Below are 16,400 nucleotides of genomic sequence, written 5' to 3' on the forward strand. Positions count from 1 at the left end.
GAACTGTAGCGCGCGGCGCGCTTGCACGGCGCCCTATGATCGCGCCGACAAAAGGAAAAAAGCGTGCTCAACGGCTTGTGGCTGGGTTTCTTCGGGATGGCGACGCTCGCGGCGCTCGTGCGGTGGCTCGTCGGCGGCGATCCGACGGTGTTCGCCGCGCTGGTCGAAAGCCTCTTCGCCATGGCACGGCTGGCGGTCGAGGTGATGGTGCTTCTGTTCGGCACGCTCACGCTGTGGCTCGGGTTCCTGCGCATCGCCGAGGCGGCGGGGCTGGTCGGCTGGCTCGCGCGGCTGCTCGGCCCGCTGTTCCGGCGGCTCATGCCGGGCGTGCCCGCGGGGCATCCGGCGCTCGGACTGATCACGATGAACTTCGCGGCCAATGCGCTCGGCCTGGACAACGCCGCCACGCCCATCGGCCTGAAGGCCATGCGCGAACTGCAGCGCCTGAACCCCGACCCGGTGACCGCCACCAACGCGCAGATACTTTTCCTTGTCCTCAATGCCTCGTCGCTGACGCTGCTGCCCGTCACCATCTTCATGTACCGCGCGCAGCAGGGCGCGCCCGATCCGACGATGGTGTTCCTGCCGATCCTGCTGGCCACGAGCGCATCCACGCTGGTCGGGCTGCTCACCGTGGCCGTGGCGCAGCGCCTGCGGCTGTGGGACCCGGTGGTGCTGGCCTACCTGGTCCCGGGCGCGCTGGTGCTGGGCGGCTTCATGGCGCTGCTGGGCACGCTGTCGGCCGCGGCGATCGCCTCGCTCTCGTCGCTGATGGGCAACCTGGCGCTCTTCAGCGTGATCATCGTGTTCCTGGCGGCCGGCGCGATCCGGCGGGTGAAGGTCTACGAGTGCTTCATCGAGGGCGCCAAGGAAGGCTTCGACATCGCGAAGAACCTGCTGCCGTACCTGGTCGCCATGCTGTGCGCGGTCGGCGTGCTGCGGGCCTCGGGCGCGCTGGACTTCATCCTCGGCGGCCTGCGCTGGCTGGTCACCACGGGCGGCTGGGACGCACGCTTCGTCGATGCCATGCCCACCGCGCTGGTCAAGCCCTTCTCGGGCAGCGCGGCGCGCGCGATGCTGATCGAGACCATGAAGAGCCAGGGCGTGGACAGCTTCCCGGCGCTGGTGGCCGCCACCGTCCAGGGCAGCACCGAAACCACCTTCTACGTGCTGGCCGTGTACTTCGGTGCGGTCGGCATCCAGCGCGCGCGGCACGCGGTGACGTGCGCGCTGCTGGCCGAACTGGCGGGCGTGGTCGCGGCGATTACGGTCTGCTACTGGTTCTTCGGCTAGGCCCCAGCGCTCACTTGCGTGGCTCGACCACGGGGAACATCGGCTCGAAGGTATCGAGCATCGACATCAGCTCGCCGAGCCTGGCGCGGTTGCCCTCGATCTTCACCTTGCCCGCGAGCACCGCCGCGGGAAAGCTCGTCTCCTTCAGCGTGATCGCGTCGAGCGTGGCGCGGCTCAGCGTCACCGTGGCGTCGGCCCCTGGCTGCTGGCCGGCGATGTGCGTGAGCGCCGAGTTCTCCAGCGTCAGCACGAACTGCTGGTTCGAATCGGTGAAATTCCAGTTGATGACCATCGCCTTGCCCTCGGCCTTGGCCGCGTCGAGCCGCACGCCCAGGAAGTCGAAGAACAGGTCGTTGCTCACCGCCTTGAGCGTGTCCGCGTTCGAGCTGCTGCCGCCCGGGATCTTCGGCACGCCGCCCCGCAGTTCCATCGCGCCCACCAGGTAGGCGCTGCGCCAGGTGCCGGCCTCCGACTGGTAGCCCAGCTGCTCGAGCGCATCGGCGCCGAGTTCGCGCGCCGCACGGTTCGTGGGGTCTGCGTAGACGACCTGGCTCATCGCGCTCGCGACCCAGCGGTACTCGCCGTTCTTGAAGTCGTCCCGCGCCCGCGCGACCACTGCATCCGCGCCGCCCATGTACTGCACCGTCTTCTTCGCGTAGTCCACCGGCGGCAGTGGGTTCAGGTTCGCGGGGTTCGCGTCGTACCAGCCCAGGTACTTCTGGTAGACCGCCTTGGCGTTGTGCCGCAGCGTGCCGTAGTAGCCGCGTGTGGACCATTCCTGTTCCAGGCTCGCGGGCATGCGCAGCGTCTCGGCGATGTCGGCCGCGGTGTAGCCCTGGTTGAGCAGGCGCAGCGACTGGTCGTTGATGAACTTGTACATGTCGCGCTGCTTCTTCAGCAGGTCGGCGATGCGCCCCTGCCCGGTGGTGGGCCAATGGTGCTGCGCGATCAGCACGTCGGTCCTGTCGCCGAAGGCCACGCGCGCCTGGTCGATGTACTTGGCCCACAGGTTGCCGTCGCGCACCTCGGCGCCGCGGATCGTGTAGAGGTTGTGCATGGTGTGCGTCACGTCCTCGGCCATGTTCAGCACGCGGAACTGCGGCAGGTACATGAGCATTTCCGACGGCGCCTCGGAGCCCGGCACCAGCTGGAAGACGAACTGCACGCCGTCGATGGTGCGCTCCTCGGTCGCCTTGTCGATGGTCGAGGTGGGCGCGATCAACGTGATGGTGCCGCGCGCGAGCGCCTTGCCCAGGCCCGTGTCGACCTGCCCGCGCGGGCCCGGCGGCAAGAGCGAGCCGAACTGGTACTGCGAGCGCCGGCTCATCGCGTTGCCCGCGAGGATGTTCTCGGCCACCGCGGTTTCCATGAAGCCCGAAGGCGCGATCACCTGCACCTTGCCTGCTGCGACATCGGCCTCGCTCGCCACGCCCTTCACGCCGCCGAAATGGTCCGCGTGGCCGTGCGTGTAGATCACGGTGCCGACCGGCTTCTTCGGCCGGTGCTGGTAGTACAGCGCCAGCGCAGCGCGTGCGGTCTCGGCGGTGAGCAGCGGGTCGACGACGATCAGCGAGCTGTCGCCTTCGACGATGGTCATGTTCGCGATGTCGAAGCCGCGCACCTGGTACACGCGATCCGTCACCTGAAAGAGGCCATGGATCGCATTGAGCTGCGCCTGCCGCCACAGGCTCGGGTTGACCGTGTCGGCGGGCTCGCCGGCCTTCAGGAAGTCGTAAGGCTTCATGCTCCAGGCCGGGCGCGGACCAGGGCCGGGCACCAGCGCATCGGGCACCGTGCCGATGAAGCCGCGCATCGCGTCCTGGAAGTCCTGCCGGTTGGCGAAGGGCAGCGTCCTGGCCATGTCGGCGTTGGCTTTCAGGGTCGCGGCCTCGGGCGGCTTGGGTGCGATCTGCGCGAAGGCCTGTGCGCTGCCGAACGTGCAGGCCAGCGCGGCCAGGGCCACGGCGAAGGAAGAAGAAGGGGTCATCGGTGTCTCTTTGTCTTCGGTGAAGCAGGAACAAGGCGCGATTTTCCGAACCGCGCGAAGCATTGGCAAATGCAAAATGTGTCGATCCTTTTTACGGAAAACGCAAAATGCAATTGCGCCAGCTCCAGCACCTCGTCGCCCTTTCCGAGCAAGGCAGCTTCGGCCGCGCCGCGCAGGCAGTGCACCTGTCGCAGCCCGCGCTCTCGCGCAGCATCGACACGCTTGAAGACAACCTGCAGGCCCGCCTGGTCGACCGGGCCTACGGCACCGTGCGCTTCACGCAGACCGGCGAACTGGTGCTCGCGCGCGCCCGCGAGCTCCTCGCCGATGCGCAGCAGATCCAGCGCGACGTGCTGCAGCTGGAAGGCCTGGCCATCGGCAGCCTCGCCGTGGGGCTCGGCCCCTTCGCGGCCAGCACGCTCGGGCGCATGGCGCTGTCGCTGATGGCGCAGCGCCATCCGGAACTCCTCATGCGCATGGAAGTGGCAGACACCGCCACGCTCGGCGAGCGCCTGCATCGGCGGCAGCTGGACCTGTTCATCGCCGACACCCGCGACCTGCAGAAGCAGCCCGGCCTGAAGCTGGCGCGCCTGCCCGACCTGCCGGTGTCGTTCTTCGTGCAGCCGAAGCACCCGCTGCGCCGGCTGAAACAGGTGACGCTGGAAAAAGCCATGGCCTATCCCATGGCCGGCCCGAACCTGCCCGCCGAAGTGGCCGCGCATTTCGAGCGCCAGGTCCAACGCGACGACCGCGGCGTGTTCAGCGTCACCTGCGACGACGCGGGCACGCTGCGCCACCTTGCCCTGACTGCCAACGCGGTGATCCTCGCGCCGCACGCGCCCACGCTGAACACCGACACCGACGCCCTCGTCCCCCTGCCGATCGCCGGCTTCGCGCGCATGCAGACGCACTACAGCCTGGTCACGCTCGCGGGTCGCACGCCCTCCGCCGCCGCCACCGTCTATACCCGCCTCGTGACAGAGTTGATGGGGCCGCTCAAGCGGTCCGCCGGGCGTTGAAAAGGTGTGAACGAACCCGCCATGCGCGCTCATCCCACCCAGGCACCCCCGCTCTGCGTTGCAGATGCTCGCCATGGCCGAGCCATGGCTGCGCTTTGCGCCTTCATCGGGCGCGTCGGGGCGGGCTGCTCGGGCACGCCGGGTGCATTCACACCTTCTGAGCCAAAATGGTCTTCCTGCCGACCACCGCCCAGCCTCCTTCGTGACCACTCCCCGCCGGGCCCAGCCGCCCACCTTTTCGCCCGACGAGTTCCGGGAAGCGCTAGGCATGTTCGCCACGGGCGTGACCATCGTCACCGCATGCGCGGCCGACGGCACGCTGGTGGGCCTCACGGCCAACTCTTTCAATTCGGTGTCGCTCACGCCGCCGCTGGTGCTGTGGAGCCTGGCCCGTGCCGCGGGCTCGATGCCCGCGCTCAGCACCGGCTCGCACTACGCCATCAACATCCTGGCCGCGAACCAGAAGCCGCTGGCCGAGCGCTTCGCCACCAAGAACATCGACCGCTGGGCCGACGTGGAATTCACCCGGGGCATCGGCGGCGCGCCGGTGCTGGTCGGCGCCGCGGCGAGCTTCGAGTGCTTCAACCGCAGCCGCTACGACGAGGGCGACCATGTGATCTTCGTCGGCGAAGTCGAGCGCTGCACGCACAACGCGGGCGCCTCGCCGCTCCTGTTCCACGGCGGGCGTTTCTACACGGAACATCCCTTGTGATGCGGGCCGCTGCGCTCCTGCCCGTCCTGCTGCTGGCCGCGCAGGCCGCGATGGCGCAGCAGACGCAGGAGGTGGCGGGAGCGCTCAAGCAGAACTGGTTCGACGACCCGTTCTTCCAGGTGTCCACCGGCCTTGCGGCCTGCACCACGCCCGAAGGCCCGTTCTATACCGCCGAAGAACGGCGCACCCAGACCCACTCGCGCCTGGAGCGCGGCACCAGCTGCTGGCTCGCCGGCAAGTGCACCGACAGCAACGCCTACCGCTACGACAAGCCGCTCGCCCCCAAGGTGCGCGCCGCACTGCTGGCCGTGCCGGGCGTGCGCAGCGGCAGCGTGTGGGTGATGATCCAGCGCCGCTGGGTCTACCTGCAGGGCTGCGTGCCGACGCCCGCGTTGGCCAGGCGGCTCGAACGCGCCGCGCGCGCGGTGCCCGACGTGGAGACCGTGGTGCCCGACCTGATGACCGGCACACGAGGCAAGCCGCCCTACCCGGTGTACCCGGTGGCCGGCCGATGAATCAACGACGACAACGACACGAATGATCCAGCGCAAGACCCACCTCGACTCCCTGGCCATCGGCCTTCTCATCGCGTGCTGCGCGTTCTGGGGGCTTCAGCAGATCCTCATCAAGACCACCGTGGCCGAAGTGCCGCCGATGTGGCAGGCCTCGATCCGCATGGTGGGCGCCACCGTGCTCCTGTGGCTGTGGTGCGCCTCGCGCGGCGTGCCGCTGTTCGACCGCGACGGCACGCTGTGGCCCGGCCTGCTCGCCGGGGCCCTCTTCGCGGGCGAGTTCGCCGGCATCTACCTCGGCCTGCAGCACACCAGCGCCTCGCGGCTCACGGTGTTCCTTTACACCGCGCCGTTCTGGGTCTCGCTGCTGCTGCCGCGCTGGGTGCCGGCGGAACGCCTGCGCGGCTTCCAGTGGCTCGGGCTCTTCATCGCGTTCTCGGGCGTGGTGCTCGCGTTCAGCGAAGGCTTCAATCACATGAGTTCGTCGCAACTCATCGGCGATGCGATGGGGCTTGCGGCCGGCATGCTCTGGGGCCTGACCACGTTGACGCTGCGCACCACCAAGCTCGCCACGGCCAGTGCGGAGAAGACGCTCTTCTACCAGGTGGCGGTGACTGCGGCGGTGTGCCCGCTGCTGTCGCTCGCGCTCGGCGAGACCTGGCGTTTCTCGTACTCGGCCTGGGCCTGGACCTCGATCGGCCTGCAGACGGTGATCGGCGCGTTCGCGAGCTATCTCACCTGGATGTGGCTGCTGCGGCACTACCCGGCGACGCAGATGTCTTCCTTCACCTTTCTCACGCCGCTGTTCGCGCTGATCTTCGGCGTGGTGCTGCTGAACGAGCCGCTGACGGTGCAGCTGATGGTGGCCCTCGTGGGCGTCGGCCTGGGCATCGTGCTGGTGAACCGGCGCCCCGCGGTGCAACGCACGGCATGAGCGCGGCCATCATGAATTTCCAGCACGTCCTCGACGACATCGTCGCCACGCTGCGCCCCAGGCTCGGCCAGGAGGGCACCGTCGCCAGCTACATCCCCGCGCTCGCGCGCATCGATGCGCGGCAGTTCGGCATCGCGCTGCGCACCTGCGATGGCGAAGAGGCGTTCGCGGGCGATGGCGAGGTGCCGTTCTCGATCCAGAGCGTCTCCAAGCTCTTCACGCTGACGCTCGCGATGCAGCGCATGGGCGATACGCTGTGGGAGCGCATCGGGCGCGAGCCCTCGGGCAATCCGTTCAACTCGCTGGTGCAGCTGGAAAACGAGCAGGGCAAGCCGCGCAATCCGTTCATCAATGCGGGCGCGATCGCGGTGGCCGACCGGCTGGTGAGCCAGGCGATGGCCAATGGCGGTAGCGCGAAAGCCGACATCCTCCGGCTGATGAGCGGCCTGTGCGGGGAGCCGATTGCGTTCGACGAAGAGGTGGCCAAGTCCGAAGCCGACACGGGTTTCCGCAATGTCGCGCTCGCGAACTTCATGAAGAGCTTCGGCAAGATCGACAACGACGTCGGCACGGTGCTGGACACCTACTTTCACCAATGCTCGTTGCGGATGAGCTGCCGCCAGCTGGCACGCGCCGCGGCGTTCCTGTGCCGCGACGGCGCCCACCCGATCGACGGCGAGCCCGAGATCACCGGCGAACGGCAGACGCGGCGCATCAACGCGCTGATGCTGACCTGCGGCACCTACGACGCCGCGGGCGACGTGGCGTTCTCCATCGGCCTGCCCTGCAAGAGCGGCGTGGGCGGCGGCATCGTGGCGGTCGTGCCCGACAAGCTCACGCTCTGCGTGTGGTCGCCGGCGCTGGACGCCACCGGCAACTCGCTGCTGGGCATGAAGGCGCTGGAGCTGTTCGTGACGCGCACGGGGCTCTCGGTCTTCTGACCTTCGCCGATCAGGCGGCCACGGCCGCCGGCGCCGTGCCCAGGCAGCCCATGCCTTCCAGCGAGGCCTCGACCGCCTCTTCCAGCGGCGTATGCGGTTCGTGCCCGAGGAAGGCCGCCAGCTTTGCGTTGTCCATCAGCACCGGCGTCTGCCACAGGTAGCGCATCTCGCGCATTTCGCGCAGGGTGGTGACGAAGGGCGAGGCCAGCGTCAGCAGCCACCACGGGAAGGCCGAAACGCGCGGCTCGGCGCCCGTGCGGCGCGCCACCACCTTGCGGATGGCGCCGCTCATCCGGGTGCCGTCGGCATCCCGATGGCCGGCCATGTGGAAGCGCGCAAAGGGTTCCAGCCTGTCGCGCCGCGCCAGCAAGGCGACCATGGTGCGCGCCACGTCCGGCAGGTACGACCATTGGTGCGCCGTGTCCACGCGGCCCGGATAGCTCACGGCCTTGACCGGCAGCCCCGCCTTCACCAGCCCTTGCGAGAACCAGTTGTTGCCGGCCTTCGGACCGAAGAAGTCGCCGGCGCGCACGATCAGCACGCGGGCGCCGTTGCGGCTGGCGGCTTCGAGGCGCCGCTCCAGCTCGACCCGGATCGCGCCCTTGCGGGTGACGGGGTGCTGCGGCGCGTCTTCGCCGATCGGTCCCGGGAAGGCATCGGGACCGTAGTTGTAGACCGTGCCGGGCAGCACGATGGTCGCGCCTTCGGCCGTGGCGGCGGCGATGGTGTTGTCCAGCATCGGCAGCACCAGCTGCGCCCAGTTGCGGTAGCCGGGCGGGTTGACCGCATGCACGATGACCGAACAGCCCTTCGCGGCGTCCATCACGGCCTGCCGGTCCATCGCGTCGCCGCGCAGCCAGGTGATGCCGTCCTTTTGCGTCGCGGGCTGCGCCATGCCGCGCTGCAGCGCCCGCACCGTCCACCCCGCCTGGCGGAGTTGCCGTGCCACCTCGCCGCCGATGCCGCCCGTCGCGCCCAGAACCAGGACCGTGTTGTCGTGTGCCATGAAATGCTCCAGAAACGTTGTCGATGGCTCGATTCTGGGTCGGCGCCTCTTCCATTGGAATTGCCGAACACAGGTCAGCAGCTATACATTTGTGTATGACTTCGAACATCGGCTGGGAGCTCTATCGCTCGTTCCTCGGCGTCCTGCGGGAAGGCTCGCTCTCCGGCGCGGCGCGTGCGCTGGGCATCACGCAGCCGACGGCCGGCCGCCATGTGGCGGCGCTCGAGAAAGCGCTCGGCGTGGCGCTGTTCACGCGCTCACAGGTGGGGCTCATGCCCACGGAAGTCGCGCTGGCGCTGCAGACGCATGCCGAGGCCATGGAAAGCACCGCCGCCTCGCTGGAGCGCGCCGCGACCAGCCAGGGCGAGGGCGTGCGCGGCGTCGTGCGTGTCTCGGCCAGCGAAGTGATCGGCGTCGAGGTGCTGCCTCCCATCGTCGCGCGGCTGCGCGAGGCGCACCCCGCGTTGAAGGTCGAGCTGGTGCTGACCAACCGCGTGCAGGACCTGCTGCGGCGCGAAGCCGACATCGCCGTGCGCATGGTCCGGCCCAAGCAGGAGCAGCTGGTCGCGCGCCGCGTCGGGCAGATCGAGCTGGGGTTTCACGCGCGCAAGGACTACCTGGACCGCCACGGCACGCCGCGCAAGGTGCAAGACCTCGCAGCGCATGCCGTCATCGGCTACGACCAGCCTTCGGCGTTCGTGCGCAACGCGGGCAAGGCGCTCCCGGGCTACGGGCGCGAGGCTTTCTCGCTGCGCACCGACAGCGACCTCGCGCAACTGGCGTTGATCCGCGCCGGCGCGGGCATCGGCATCTGCCAGGCGGGCCTGGCCCGGCGCGACGCCGCACTGGTGCGCCTGATGCCGCGCACTTTCTCGATGAAGCTGGAGACCTGGATCACGATGCACGAAGACCTGCGCAGCAGCCCGCGCTGCCGTGCCGCCTTCGATGCACTGGTCGCCGGACTGCAGGCATACATCGATCCGCCGGCACAGGGGAAAATAGGCCGCGCACGAACACAAGCCTCCGAATGACCGAACCGACCGACACAGACAACCTCCCCCTCCAGGAACCCCGCCTCTGGCGCGACGACCTCTGGACCGCCCGCGTGATCAAGAACGAGGAAGACGACGGCTGGGCCGTCGAGATGACCCGCCACGGCGACCCCGAGCCCGCGCTGGTCGGCCCCTGGACCATGGGCCGCGACAAGAAGAACCCCAAGCCGCTGGACGGCCCCGCCTTTTCCACGCTGGTGAAAACGGCCGCCGAAGTGATCCGCCGCCACGAGCAGCAGCTGCACGCCACGCTCAACAAGAGCGTGACCGTGACGGCGCGGGACGGCCGGCGCATTCGCGTGGCGCTCGCGATCGTGCCCGACGAGGACAACCCCTCGGCCACGCTGAGCGCACACGACGACGAAGACGACAGCGAGCTGGCGAGCGTGAACGTCTCGCCGGCCTTCAGGCTCACCTCGGGCAGCGCCACCGCCTGGATCGAAGCGGACTTCGCCCGCCCGCGCTGAGCACCCGCCCGCCCCGGCCCGCAATCAGCGAAATGACGTATGGGCAGCCCGCGGTGAGTTGAGAACAATCGGCTTCGACGACACGAACCCGTTGCAGGACAGGACAAACAGGCCCGAATCGGTTGGAACACCGGCTCGGGTCTTTTTGTTTTTTCTCAACCATCCTTCAGGACTTCAGGAGCAGCGTCATGCGACATGGTGATATTTCGAGCAGCAGCGATTGCGTGGGCGTCGCGGTCGTCAACTACAAGATGCCCCGCCTTCATACCAAGGCCGAGGTGCTGGACAACGCCCGCAAGATCGGCGAGATGCTGGTCGGCATGAAGCGGGGCCTCCCGGGCATGGACCTGGTGATCTTTCCCGAGTACTCCACGCACGGGATCATGTACGACGCCAAGGAGATGTACGACACCGCCGCCACCGTGCCCGGCGAGGAGACCGCGATCTTCGCGGACGCCTGCCGCCGCGCCAACGTGTGGGGCGTGTTCTCGCTCACCGGCGAGCGCCACGAGCAGCACCCGGACAAAGCGCCCTACAACACGCTGATCCTCATGAACAACGAGGGCGAGATCGTCCAGAAGTACAGAAAGATCATGCCGTGGGTGCCCATCGAGGGCTGGTACCCGGGCGACCGCACCTACGTGAGCGACGGCCCGAAGGGCATGAAGATCAGCCTGATCGTCTGCGACGACGGCAACTACCCCGAGATCTGGCGCGACTGCACGATGCGCGGCGCCGAGCTCGTCATCCGCTGCCAGGGCTACATGTACCCGGCCAAGGAGCAGCAGATCCTGGTGTCCAAGGCCATGGCCTTCATGAACAACACCTACGTGGCGGTGGCCAACGCGGCGGGCTTCGACGGCGTGTACTCGTACTTCGGCCATTCGGCGCTCATCGGCTTCGACGGCCGCACGCTCGGCGAATGCGGCGAGGAAGAGATGGGCATCAACTACGCCGAGCTCTCGATGAGCCTGATCCGCGATGCACGCAGGAACGGCCAGTCGCAGAACCACCTCTTCAAGCTCATGCACCGCGGCTACACCGGCGTCATCAACTCGGGCGATGGCGACAAGGGCGTGGCGGCCTGCCCCTTCGACTTCTACACGCAGTGGATCAACGACCCCGAGGGCGCACGCGAGAAGGTGGAGTCATTCACGCGTCGCACGATCGGCACGGCCGAGTGTCCGATCGAGGGCCTTCCGAACGAATCCAATCAGAGCTGAAGAATCAAAGCTGGCGAAACGTCGTCAGCACCTTCAGCACGCTCTGCGTCGCACCGTCGCGCACGCTCGGCTGACGATGCGCGATGCCCAGGCGGCGCGTGAGCTTCGGGGTGATCGGCAGCACCTGCATGCGCTTGTTGGGCACCTCGTCGACCGTCTGCTGCAGCGGCAGCAGCGCCGCGCCATAGCCGGCTGCGACAAGGCTCTGGATCGCGGCGTCGTAGTTGAGCTCGATGCGGGCGCGCGGCGCGAAGCCGGCCTCGGCGAACCACTCCATCGTGAGGCGATACATGTGGGTGGTCGCGTCGTTGAAGATCAGCGGCTGCGCCGCGAGCCACGCGGGCGTCACGCGCCGGGGCGCCTTCCAGCGCTGCGGCACGAAGGCCATCATCGGCTGATCGCGCCATGGCGTGACGACCAGGTCGCGCAGCGGCGGCTGCGGCATCGCGACCAGCCCGATGTCCAGCGTGCCCGCGGCCAGCCGCGCCATCGCCTCGGAGGAGCCGAGGATGCTCACCTCCACGTCGATGCCCGCGTGCACCGTGCCCAGCGCCTCGAGCACCTGCGGCAACAGGTCGACCACCACGCCGGTCGATGTGCCCAGCCGCACGCGGCCCGTGCGGCCTTCGGTCTGGCGCTTGACGGCATCGATGGCCTCGTCGGTGTCGCGCAGCAGCCTGCGCCCGCGCTCCACCAGCGCGGCGCCCGCGGCCGTGGGCGTGACGTTGCGGCTGCCGCGCACCACCAGCTGCGCACCCAGGCGTGACTCGAGTTCGCTGATGTGCAGGCTCACCGTGGGTTGCGCGAGGTGCAGTGCCTTGGCCGCTGCGGAAAAGGTACCGAGGTCCGCGATGGCGATGAGCGTTCGCAGTTGATCCAGGTTGAGTTGTCGCATCAGGAATGCTGATTGTGTGGTTCAGGAATCTCAACTTCCACAATAGCACGCAGCGCCGGAAGATGAATGCTCCCACCAAGGAGCCCACCGTGACAGCGCCCAAGCCCTCGACCTTTCATCAACGCCTGATGCATGCCCTGCACGACTGGCGCCGCCGCGCAGCGCAGCGCCGCCGCAGCCGCGCCGACTCGCAGCACCTGGCCGGCATGAGCGACCACGACCTGCGCGACCTGGGCATCGGGCGCAGCGAAGTGCGCGAGCTGATCGACCGCAACAGGTACTGACATGGCGAAAGAAGCGGCATCGGCCTTCAGCCTTTGCCCCGGAATCTGAGGTTCAATCCGGGGCGTGCCCCAACCCAAGACACCCGCCCCGCTCTCCATCGAACTCACCTCGCCGCAGTCGGTCAACGGCAAGCGCGCGGCCTTCCAGTCGCTCTGGCTGCTGGTGCGCATGCAGCATGCGCACGACGCCGAAAGCGGCCTGGTGCGGCTGGCCGACCTGCGCGGCGAAGTCTCCGACGCGAGCACGCTGCGCATGGTCGTGAGCCGCGCGTTCCGCGACTTCAAGGCCTGGAACATCGAAGTCGGCTGGGGCGAGGACACGCAGCGTGAACCGCGCTTCCTCAATGCCGAACGGCGCAGCCAAGGGCCGTTCTGGCTGCCGGCCGCCGAGGCGAAGCGCGCGCGCATGCTGGTGGGCGGCCGCACGGCCACCGCCGCGGAGGTGGCCTCCTTTCTCGGCCTGCGCTCGCGCAAGCGCCGCACGGCGGAACCCGGCTCGCCGCCACCCGACGCGGTGCATCTGCAGGACGCCGCATTCTGGAAGCAGCTGGTCGCCTCGCAGCAGGCCGCGCGGCAGGGCCGGCTCATGGCGCCCGTGGCGGGTGGCAGCGCGACCGGGCTGCCGGCCAGCGCGCTGGAGTCGATCCGCCTGGCCGGCACGCTGGCCGCCACCGACTTCCAGCGCGCGCTGGTCACGCTCAACGAGGCGATGCTGTGGCGCCGCCTCGGCGACAACGAGCAGGCGCGCCGGCGGCTGCAGGCGCTCAAGAAGCAGCGCCTGGCCCACCACGTGGCGGGCAACGACTACCTGGGCGCGATGGAATGCATCGTCTCGGCGTGGTGCGCCTACACCGCGCGCGACCTGCCGCTCGCGCAGTCGCTGCTCGGCGGCATGGCCGAGGATGCAGCGCGCGGGCTGGTCTTGCGGCATCACCCCGACGTGCGCTTCGAGTGGTGCAACCTCTGGGCGCTGGTGTGCCGCTCGCGCGCGCTCGGTCTCTCGACGGACGACAAGCCGGCCGCTGCGGCGCTCGCCGAAGAGTCGCTGCAGCGCTTCGGCGAGGCGCTGGCCGCGGCCTTCGAATCGCATTCGTTCGACGCGGCGCAGCACGTGGCCGCCAACATGGGCATGGCCGCGTGGCTGTTCGACCGCGTCGGGCTCTCCGATCTTCCGGCGCTCGCGCACGACGGCCACGCCGACACCACGCGCCGCGCGGTGCAGTGGATCGCCTTCAGCGAATGGCTCTGCGGCCACACCGACGGGCAAGGGCGCTCGGCGTGGAATGCGATCTACCTGATGCGCATCGCGCGCGGGCACTGCCGGCCCGAGCAGCAACCCACGCTTGCGCAGTTCCGAGCGCAGAAGCCGCTGGACCCGGCCGCGATCTCCAAGCTCGCCGGCCCGCTCGCCGATGCCTTCGATGCCGCGCACTGGCCGGCGCGCTGGGTCGACGTGGCGCAGGCTCGGCTGGCCGATCACCAGGCCGGGCGGCGGCGCTACCCGGGTCTGCAGCATTGCAGCCTCTTGTTCGAACACGCCTGGTATGCGGCGCATGCGGGCGATCTGCACGCCGCCGAACAGTCGCTGGGGTTTCTGCGCGAGGCACTGCCGCAACTGGTGCCGAGCGACCGTGCCTACTTCACAGAGTCGTGGAATGACACCTTGCCGGCCGAGCTGGTGCTCGAGGCGAAACCGCCGCGGCGGCCAGCGGCGGCGCGCAAGAAGGCCGTGCGCCGCACCTAGTTCCTTTGTCCTGTCGGACTGCGAAATACGGAGCACCGCTGCTTTTTGGCCGTGCCGAATTCACGAAAGCCCGAACTGGTTTGAGTTTCATGCATCGCGCACGCTGGCGATGGCACATGCGGCATGGATGATTCGCGGCGCCTGGTCGCAGGAGTCGCCTGCGCCGGGAGCTCAAATCAACACAGGGAGAGAATTCATGACTTCGCACTTGCTGCGCAATTGCCCGCGGCCGCTCACGGCTGCCGTACTCACCGTCACGCTGACAGCGGGACTGACCGCATGCGGAGGAGGCGGTGGTTCGGGGGGCGGATTTCTGCCCCTTCTTCCGACCACATCAACGGCATCGCCCACACCCACACCCACACCCGAGCCTGCACCAGCCCCGCCGCCAGCGCCGGCCCCTGCGTCCGTGACACCTTCTTCCGACCCGAAGGCGTGTATCACCACACCCGAGACAGGCTCGACCGCGGACGTCGGCAACGCCTTCGAGGGCTTGTGGGGCCAGCCCGGTACCATTGGAGGCCAGGCGGCGAGCGTCGGGCTGTTGTCCATCGATGCCGCCGGATCCACCGTAGGCTTCCAGATGCCCGACCCCAATGTCATGACCGGCATGCACGACGACTTCGTCGGCAAGCTTTCCTTCGACGCGGGAAGCGGCACGTGGCAAGTCTCGTCGGGCGAGGTGCGCAATTTCACCGACTGGGCGCCATGGAGCGGCAGCGGAGCCTTCAGCGCGAAGTCTTCCATGACCGGTACCTATGCCGCCAACGCCGCAGCCCCCAAGGCCTTCGGTCCCTGGACATACGAACTGTCCAACTCCCTCGCACTGACGCCTTCGTTCCTCGGAGGTGAATGGGGCGCGCTCTACGGGGCATTCAACGGCACGCTGAACATCGCAGCCGACGGCAGCCTCAGCGGCTCGACTCCGTCGGGCAGCCTCGGGGGCGCCTGCACGCTCAGCGGCTCGGCCGCCCTGCAAGAGCCTGGCTCTGCCAAGAATCGCATCGCCTTCGATTTCACGGTGGCCGACGCAGCAAAGGCAGGAGACAAGGCTTGCGTGCTCACCGGCGTGAAGAAGGGCGTCGGCTTCGTGAGCATCAGCCAGTACACGCGCGATGGCATCTGCACGCGCAGCAACACGCTCTATGTACAGCTCCAGGACGCAACAGGACGGCTGATTGCCGGCTATATCTTCCCTCGGGACTGATCAGCGTACGGCTGGCGCACCCGTGGACTTGCGCACCACCAGCTCGGGCCGCAGCACCACGGTCGATGCCGACATCGCATGCCCATCGATCTCCTCGAACAGCATCTCCGCCGCGCGCCAGCCCAGCTCGCGGTGCGGCAGGCGGATGGTGGTGAGCGGCGGGTCGACCATGTCGACCAGCGGCATGTCGTTGTGGCCGGTGATGGAGATGTCCTTGGGCACGCGCAGGCCCGCCTTGCGCAGCGCGTCGTAGGCGCCCAGCGCCACGAGGTCGTTGCAACACACCACCGCCTGGGGGGCCGCGCCGGCCTCGAGCATCTGCTGCATCGCGATCGCCCCTGCCTCGCGGCTGTAGCTTGCGCACTCGACCACGCGGAATGGCTTCATGCGATGGTCGCGCAGCGCCTGCTCCACGCCCAGGCGCCGGCCCACGCCCGTGGGAATGTGCTGCGGCCCCGCGAGGTGCGCGATGCGCTTGTGGCCCAGGCCCACGAGGTGATCGACCGCGAGCTTCATCGCAAGCCGGTCGTCGCTCACCACCGCGGGCAGGCGGCCGGTTTCGTCGGCGCGGTTGACCAGCACCGCGGTCATTCCCGCCTTGGTGACGAAATCGACCAGTGGATCGTCGCGCGTGGCCGTTGCGAGGATCACGCCGTCCACGCGCTGGGCCAGCATGCGTTCGAGCACCGGCCGCGCGAGTGCGGGGTCGACCACATTGGTGACGAACACGAAGTACCCGCGCGCCGCCGCGCTGGCCTCGATGCCTTGCAGGATCGGCGGGAACACCGCATTGGTGATGTCGGGCACCAGCACGCCGATGGTGTGGGTGCGCCCGGTACGCAGCGCCGAGGCGGCGCGATTGGGCCGGTAGCCCAGGCGCTGCGCCGCTTCTTCCACCACGCGCAGCACCTCGTCGCTGATCAGTGAACGCTTCTCGGGGCTGAGTGCGCGCGACACGGTCGACACATGCACGCCCGCGGCGCGGGCGACGTCACGAATGGTCACGGGAGAAGAAGTGGGGCTGGTGCTCATCGGCTCATGGATTGGTGCAAACGATTGTCGTGCCAGTCAGATGCTGCAGACAGCTTTTCCTCATTCCTGGTCTGACGAAGAGGGTCATTTTA

16 protein-coding genes are annotated in these 16,400 nt (G+C 68.5%); 12 read left to right on the top strand and 4 right to left on the bottom strand.

Translation table 11 applies throughout. The features are described 5' to 3' along the window. Nucleotides 1-63: 63 nt before the first annotated feature. Nucleotides 64-1,293, top strand: coding sequence for a nucleoside recognition domain-containing protein (locus BM133_RS15640; protein ID WP_093435400.1), 1,230 nt, complete (start codon nt 64-66; stop codon nt 1,291-1,293). A gap of 10 nt (nt 1,294-1,303) precedes the next feature. Here the strand turns inward: BM133_RS15640 and BM133_RS15645 are convergent, their stop codons facing one another. Beyond that, the gene (locus tag BM133_RS15645) at nt 1,304-3,280 is read right to left on the bottom strand and encodes an alkyl/aryl-sulfatase (protein WP_093435402.1); all 1,977 of its coding nucleotides are present in this window, start codon (nt 3,278-3,280) and stop codon (nt 1,304-1,306) included. A gap of 107 nt (nt 3,281-3,387) precedes the next feature. Between BM133_RS15645 and BM133_RS15650 the strand changes: the two genes are divergently transcribed. The 5 genes from BM133_RS15650 (at nt 3,388) to BM133_RS15670 (ending at nt 7,398) form a co-directional block, all read left to right on the top strand. After that, the gene (locus BM133_RS15650; RefSeq protein ID WP_093435404.1) at nt 3,388-4,299 is read left to right on the top strand and encodes a LysR family transcriptional regulator; all 912 of its coding nucleotides are present in this window, start codon (nt 3,388-3,390) and stop codon (nt 4,297-4,299) included. Between the two features lie 202 nt (nt 4,300-4,501). Beyond that, nucleotides 4,502-5,011 carry a flavin reductase family protein gene (locus BM133_RS15655; RefSeq protein ID WP_093435406.1) on the top strand — a complete coding sequence of 170 codons (510 nt, stop codon included), beginning with the start codon at nt 4,502-4,504 and terminating at the stop codon, nt 5,009-5,011. Then, entirely contained in the window at nt 5,011-5,526 is a 516-nt protein-coding gene (locus BM133_RS15660) for a BON domain-containing protein (protein WP_093435407.1), read from the top strand. Before BM133_RS15655 ends, BM133_RS15660 begins: the two co-directional genes overlap by 1 nt. Nucleotides 5,527-5,548: 22 nt before the next feature. Continuing rightward, complete coding sequence (locus BM133_RS15665) at nt 5,549-6,457, top strand: DMT family transporter (RefSeq protein ID WP_093435409.1); 909 nt, start codon at nt 5,549-5,551, stop codon at nt 6,455-6,457. Further along, a complete protein-coding gene (locus tag BM133_RS15670) occupies nt 6,454-7,398 on the top strand; it encodes a glutaminase (RefSeq protein ID WP_093435411.1) in 945 nt (314 codons plus the stop codon). The genes BM133_RS15665 and BM133_RS15670 overlap by 4 nt, the downstream gene beginning before the upstream one ends. A 10-nt stretch (nt 7,399-7,408) precedes the next feature. Here the strand turns inward: BM133_RS15670 and BM133_RS15675 are convergent, their stop codons facing one another. Next, nucleotides 7,409-8,404, bottom strand: coding sequence for an NAD-dependent epimerase/dehydratase family protein (locus BM133_RS15675; RefSeq protein ID WP_093435413.1), 996 nt, complete (start codon nt 8,402-8,404; stop codon nt 7,409-7,411). A gap of 95 nt (nt 8,405-8,499) precedes the next feature. On the opposite strand from BM133_RS15675, the gene BM133_RS15680 reads away from it, so the two are divergent. The 3 genes from BM133_RS15680 (at nt 8,500) to BM133_RS15690 (ending at nt 11,146) form a co-directional block, all read left to right on the top strand. Then, entirely contained in the window at nt 8,500-9,435 is a 936-nt protein-coding gene (locus BM133_RS15680) for a LysR family transcriptional regulator (protein ID WP_093435415.1), read from the top strand. Then, nucleotides 9,432-9,923 carry a hypothetical protein gene (locus tag BM133_RS15685; RefSeq protein ID WP_093435416.1) on the top strand — a complete coding sequence of 164 codons (492 nt, stop codon included), beginning with the start codon at nt 9,432-9,434 and terminating at the stop codon, nt 9,921-9,923. The genes BM133_RS15680 and BM133_RS15685 overlap by 4 nt, the downstream gene beginning before the upstream one ends. A 188-nt stretch (nt 9,924-10,111) precedes the next feature. Further along, nucleotides 10,112-11,146: an aliphatic amidase gene (locus BM133_RS15690; RefSeq protein ID WP_093435418.1), complete on the top strand. Its 1,035-nt coding sequence runs from the start codon at nt 10,112-10,114 to the stop codon at nt 11,144-11,146. A 4-nt stretch (nt 11,147-11,150) separates the two neighbouring features. Here BM133_RS15690 and BM133_RS15695 read toward each other — a convergent pair whose 3' ends face one another. Continuing rightward, entirely contained in the window at nt 11,151-12,041 is an 891-nt protein-coding gene (locus BM133_RS15695) for a LysR family transcriptional regulator (protein ID WP_093435420.1), read from the bottom strand. Between the two features lie 89 nt (nt 12,042-12,130). Here BM133_RS15695 and BM133_RS15700 point away from each other — a divergent pair, with 89 nt between their 5' ends. The 3 genes from BM133_RS15700 (at nt 12,131) to BM133_RS15710 (ending at nt 15,276) form a co-directional block, all read left to right on the top strand. Further along, complete coding sequence (locus BM133_RS15700; protein ID WP_093437015.1) at nt 12,131-12,325, top strand: YjiS-like domain-containing protein; 195 nt, start codon at nt 12,131-12,133, stop codon at nt 12,323-12,325. Between the two features lie 64 nt (nt 12,326-12,389). Next, complete coding sequence (locus tag BM133_RS15705; protein WP_093435421.1) at nt 12,390-14,069, top strand: hypothetical protein; 1,680 nt, start codon at nt 12,390-12,392, stop codon at nt 14,067-14,069. A gap of 409 nt (nt 14,070-14,478) precedes the next feature. Continuing rightward, complete coding sequence (locus tag BM133_RS15710; RefSeq protein WP_143100141.1) at nt 14,479-15,276, top strand: hypothetical protein; 798 nt, start codon at nt 14,479-14,481, stop codon at nt 15,274-15,276. Here the strand turns inward: BM133_RS15710 and BM133_RS15715 are convergent, their stop codons facing one another. Next, nucleotides 15,277-16,308, bottom strand: a complete 1,032-nt coding sequence (locus tag BM133_RS15715) for a LacI family DNA-binding transcriptional regulator (protein WP_093435424.1) — start codon at nt 16,306-16,308, stop codon at nt 15,277-15,279. Nucleotides 16,309-16,400 lie beyond the last annotated feature (92 nt).

This window comes from Variovorax sp. 770b2, from assembly GCF_900115685.1.
Lineage (GTDB): Bacteria > Pseudomonadota > Gammaproteobacteria > Burkholderiales > Burkholderiaceae_C > Variovorax.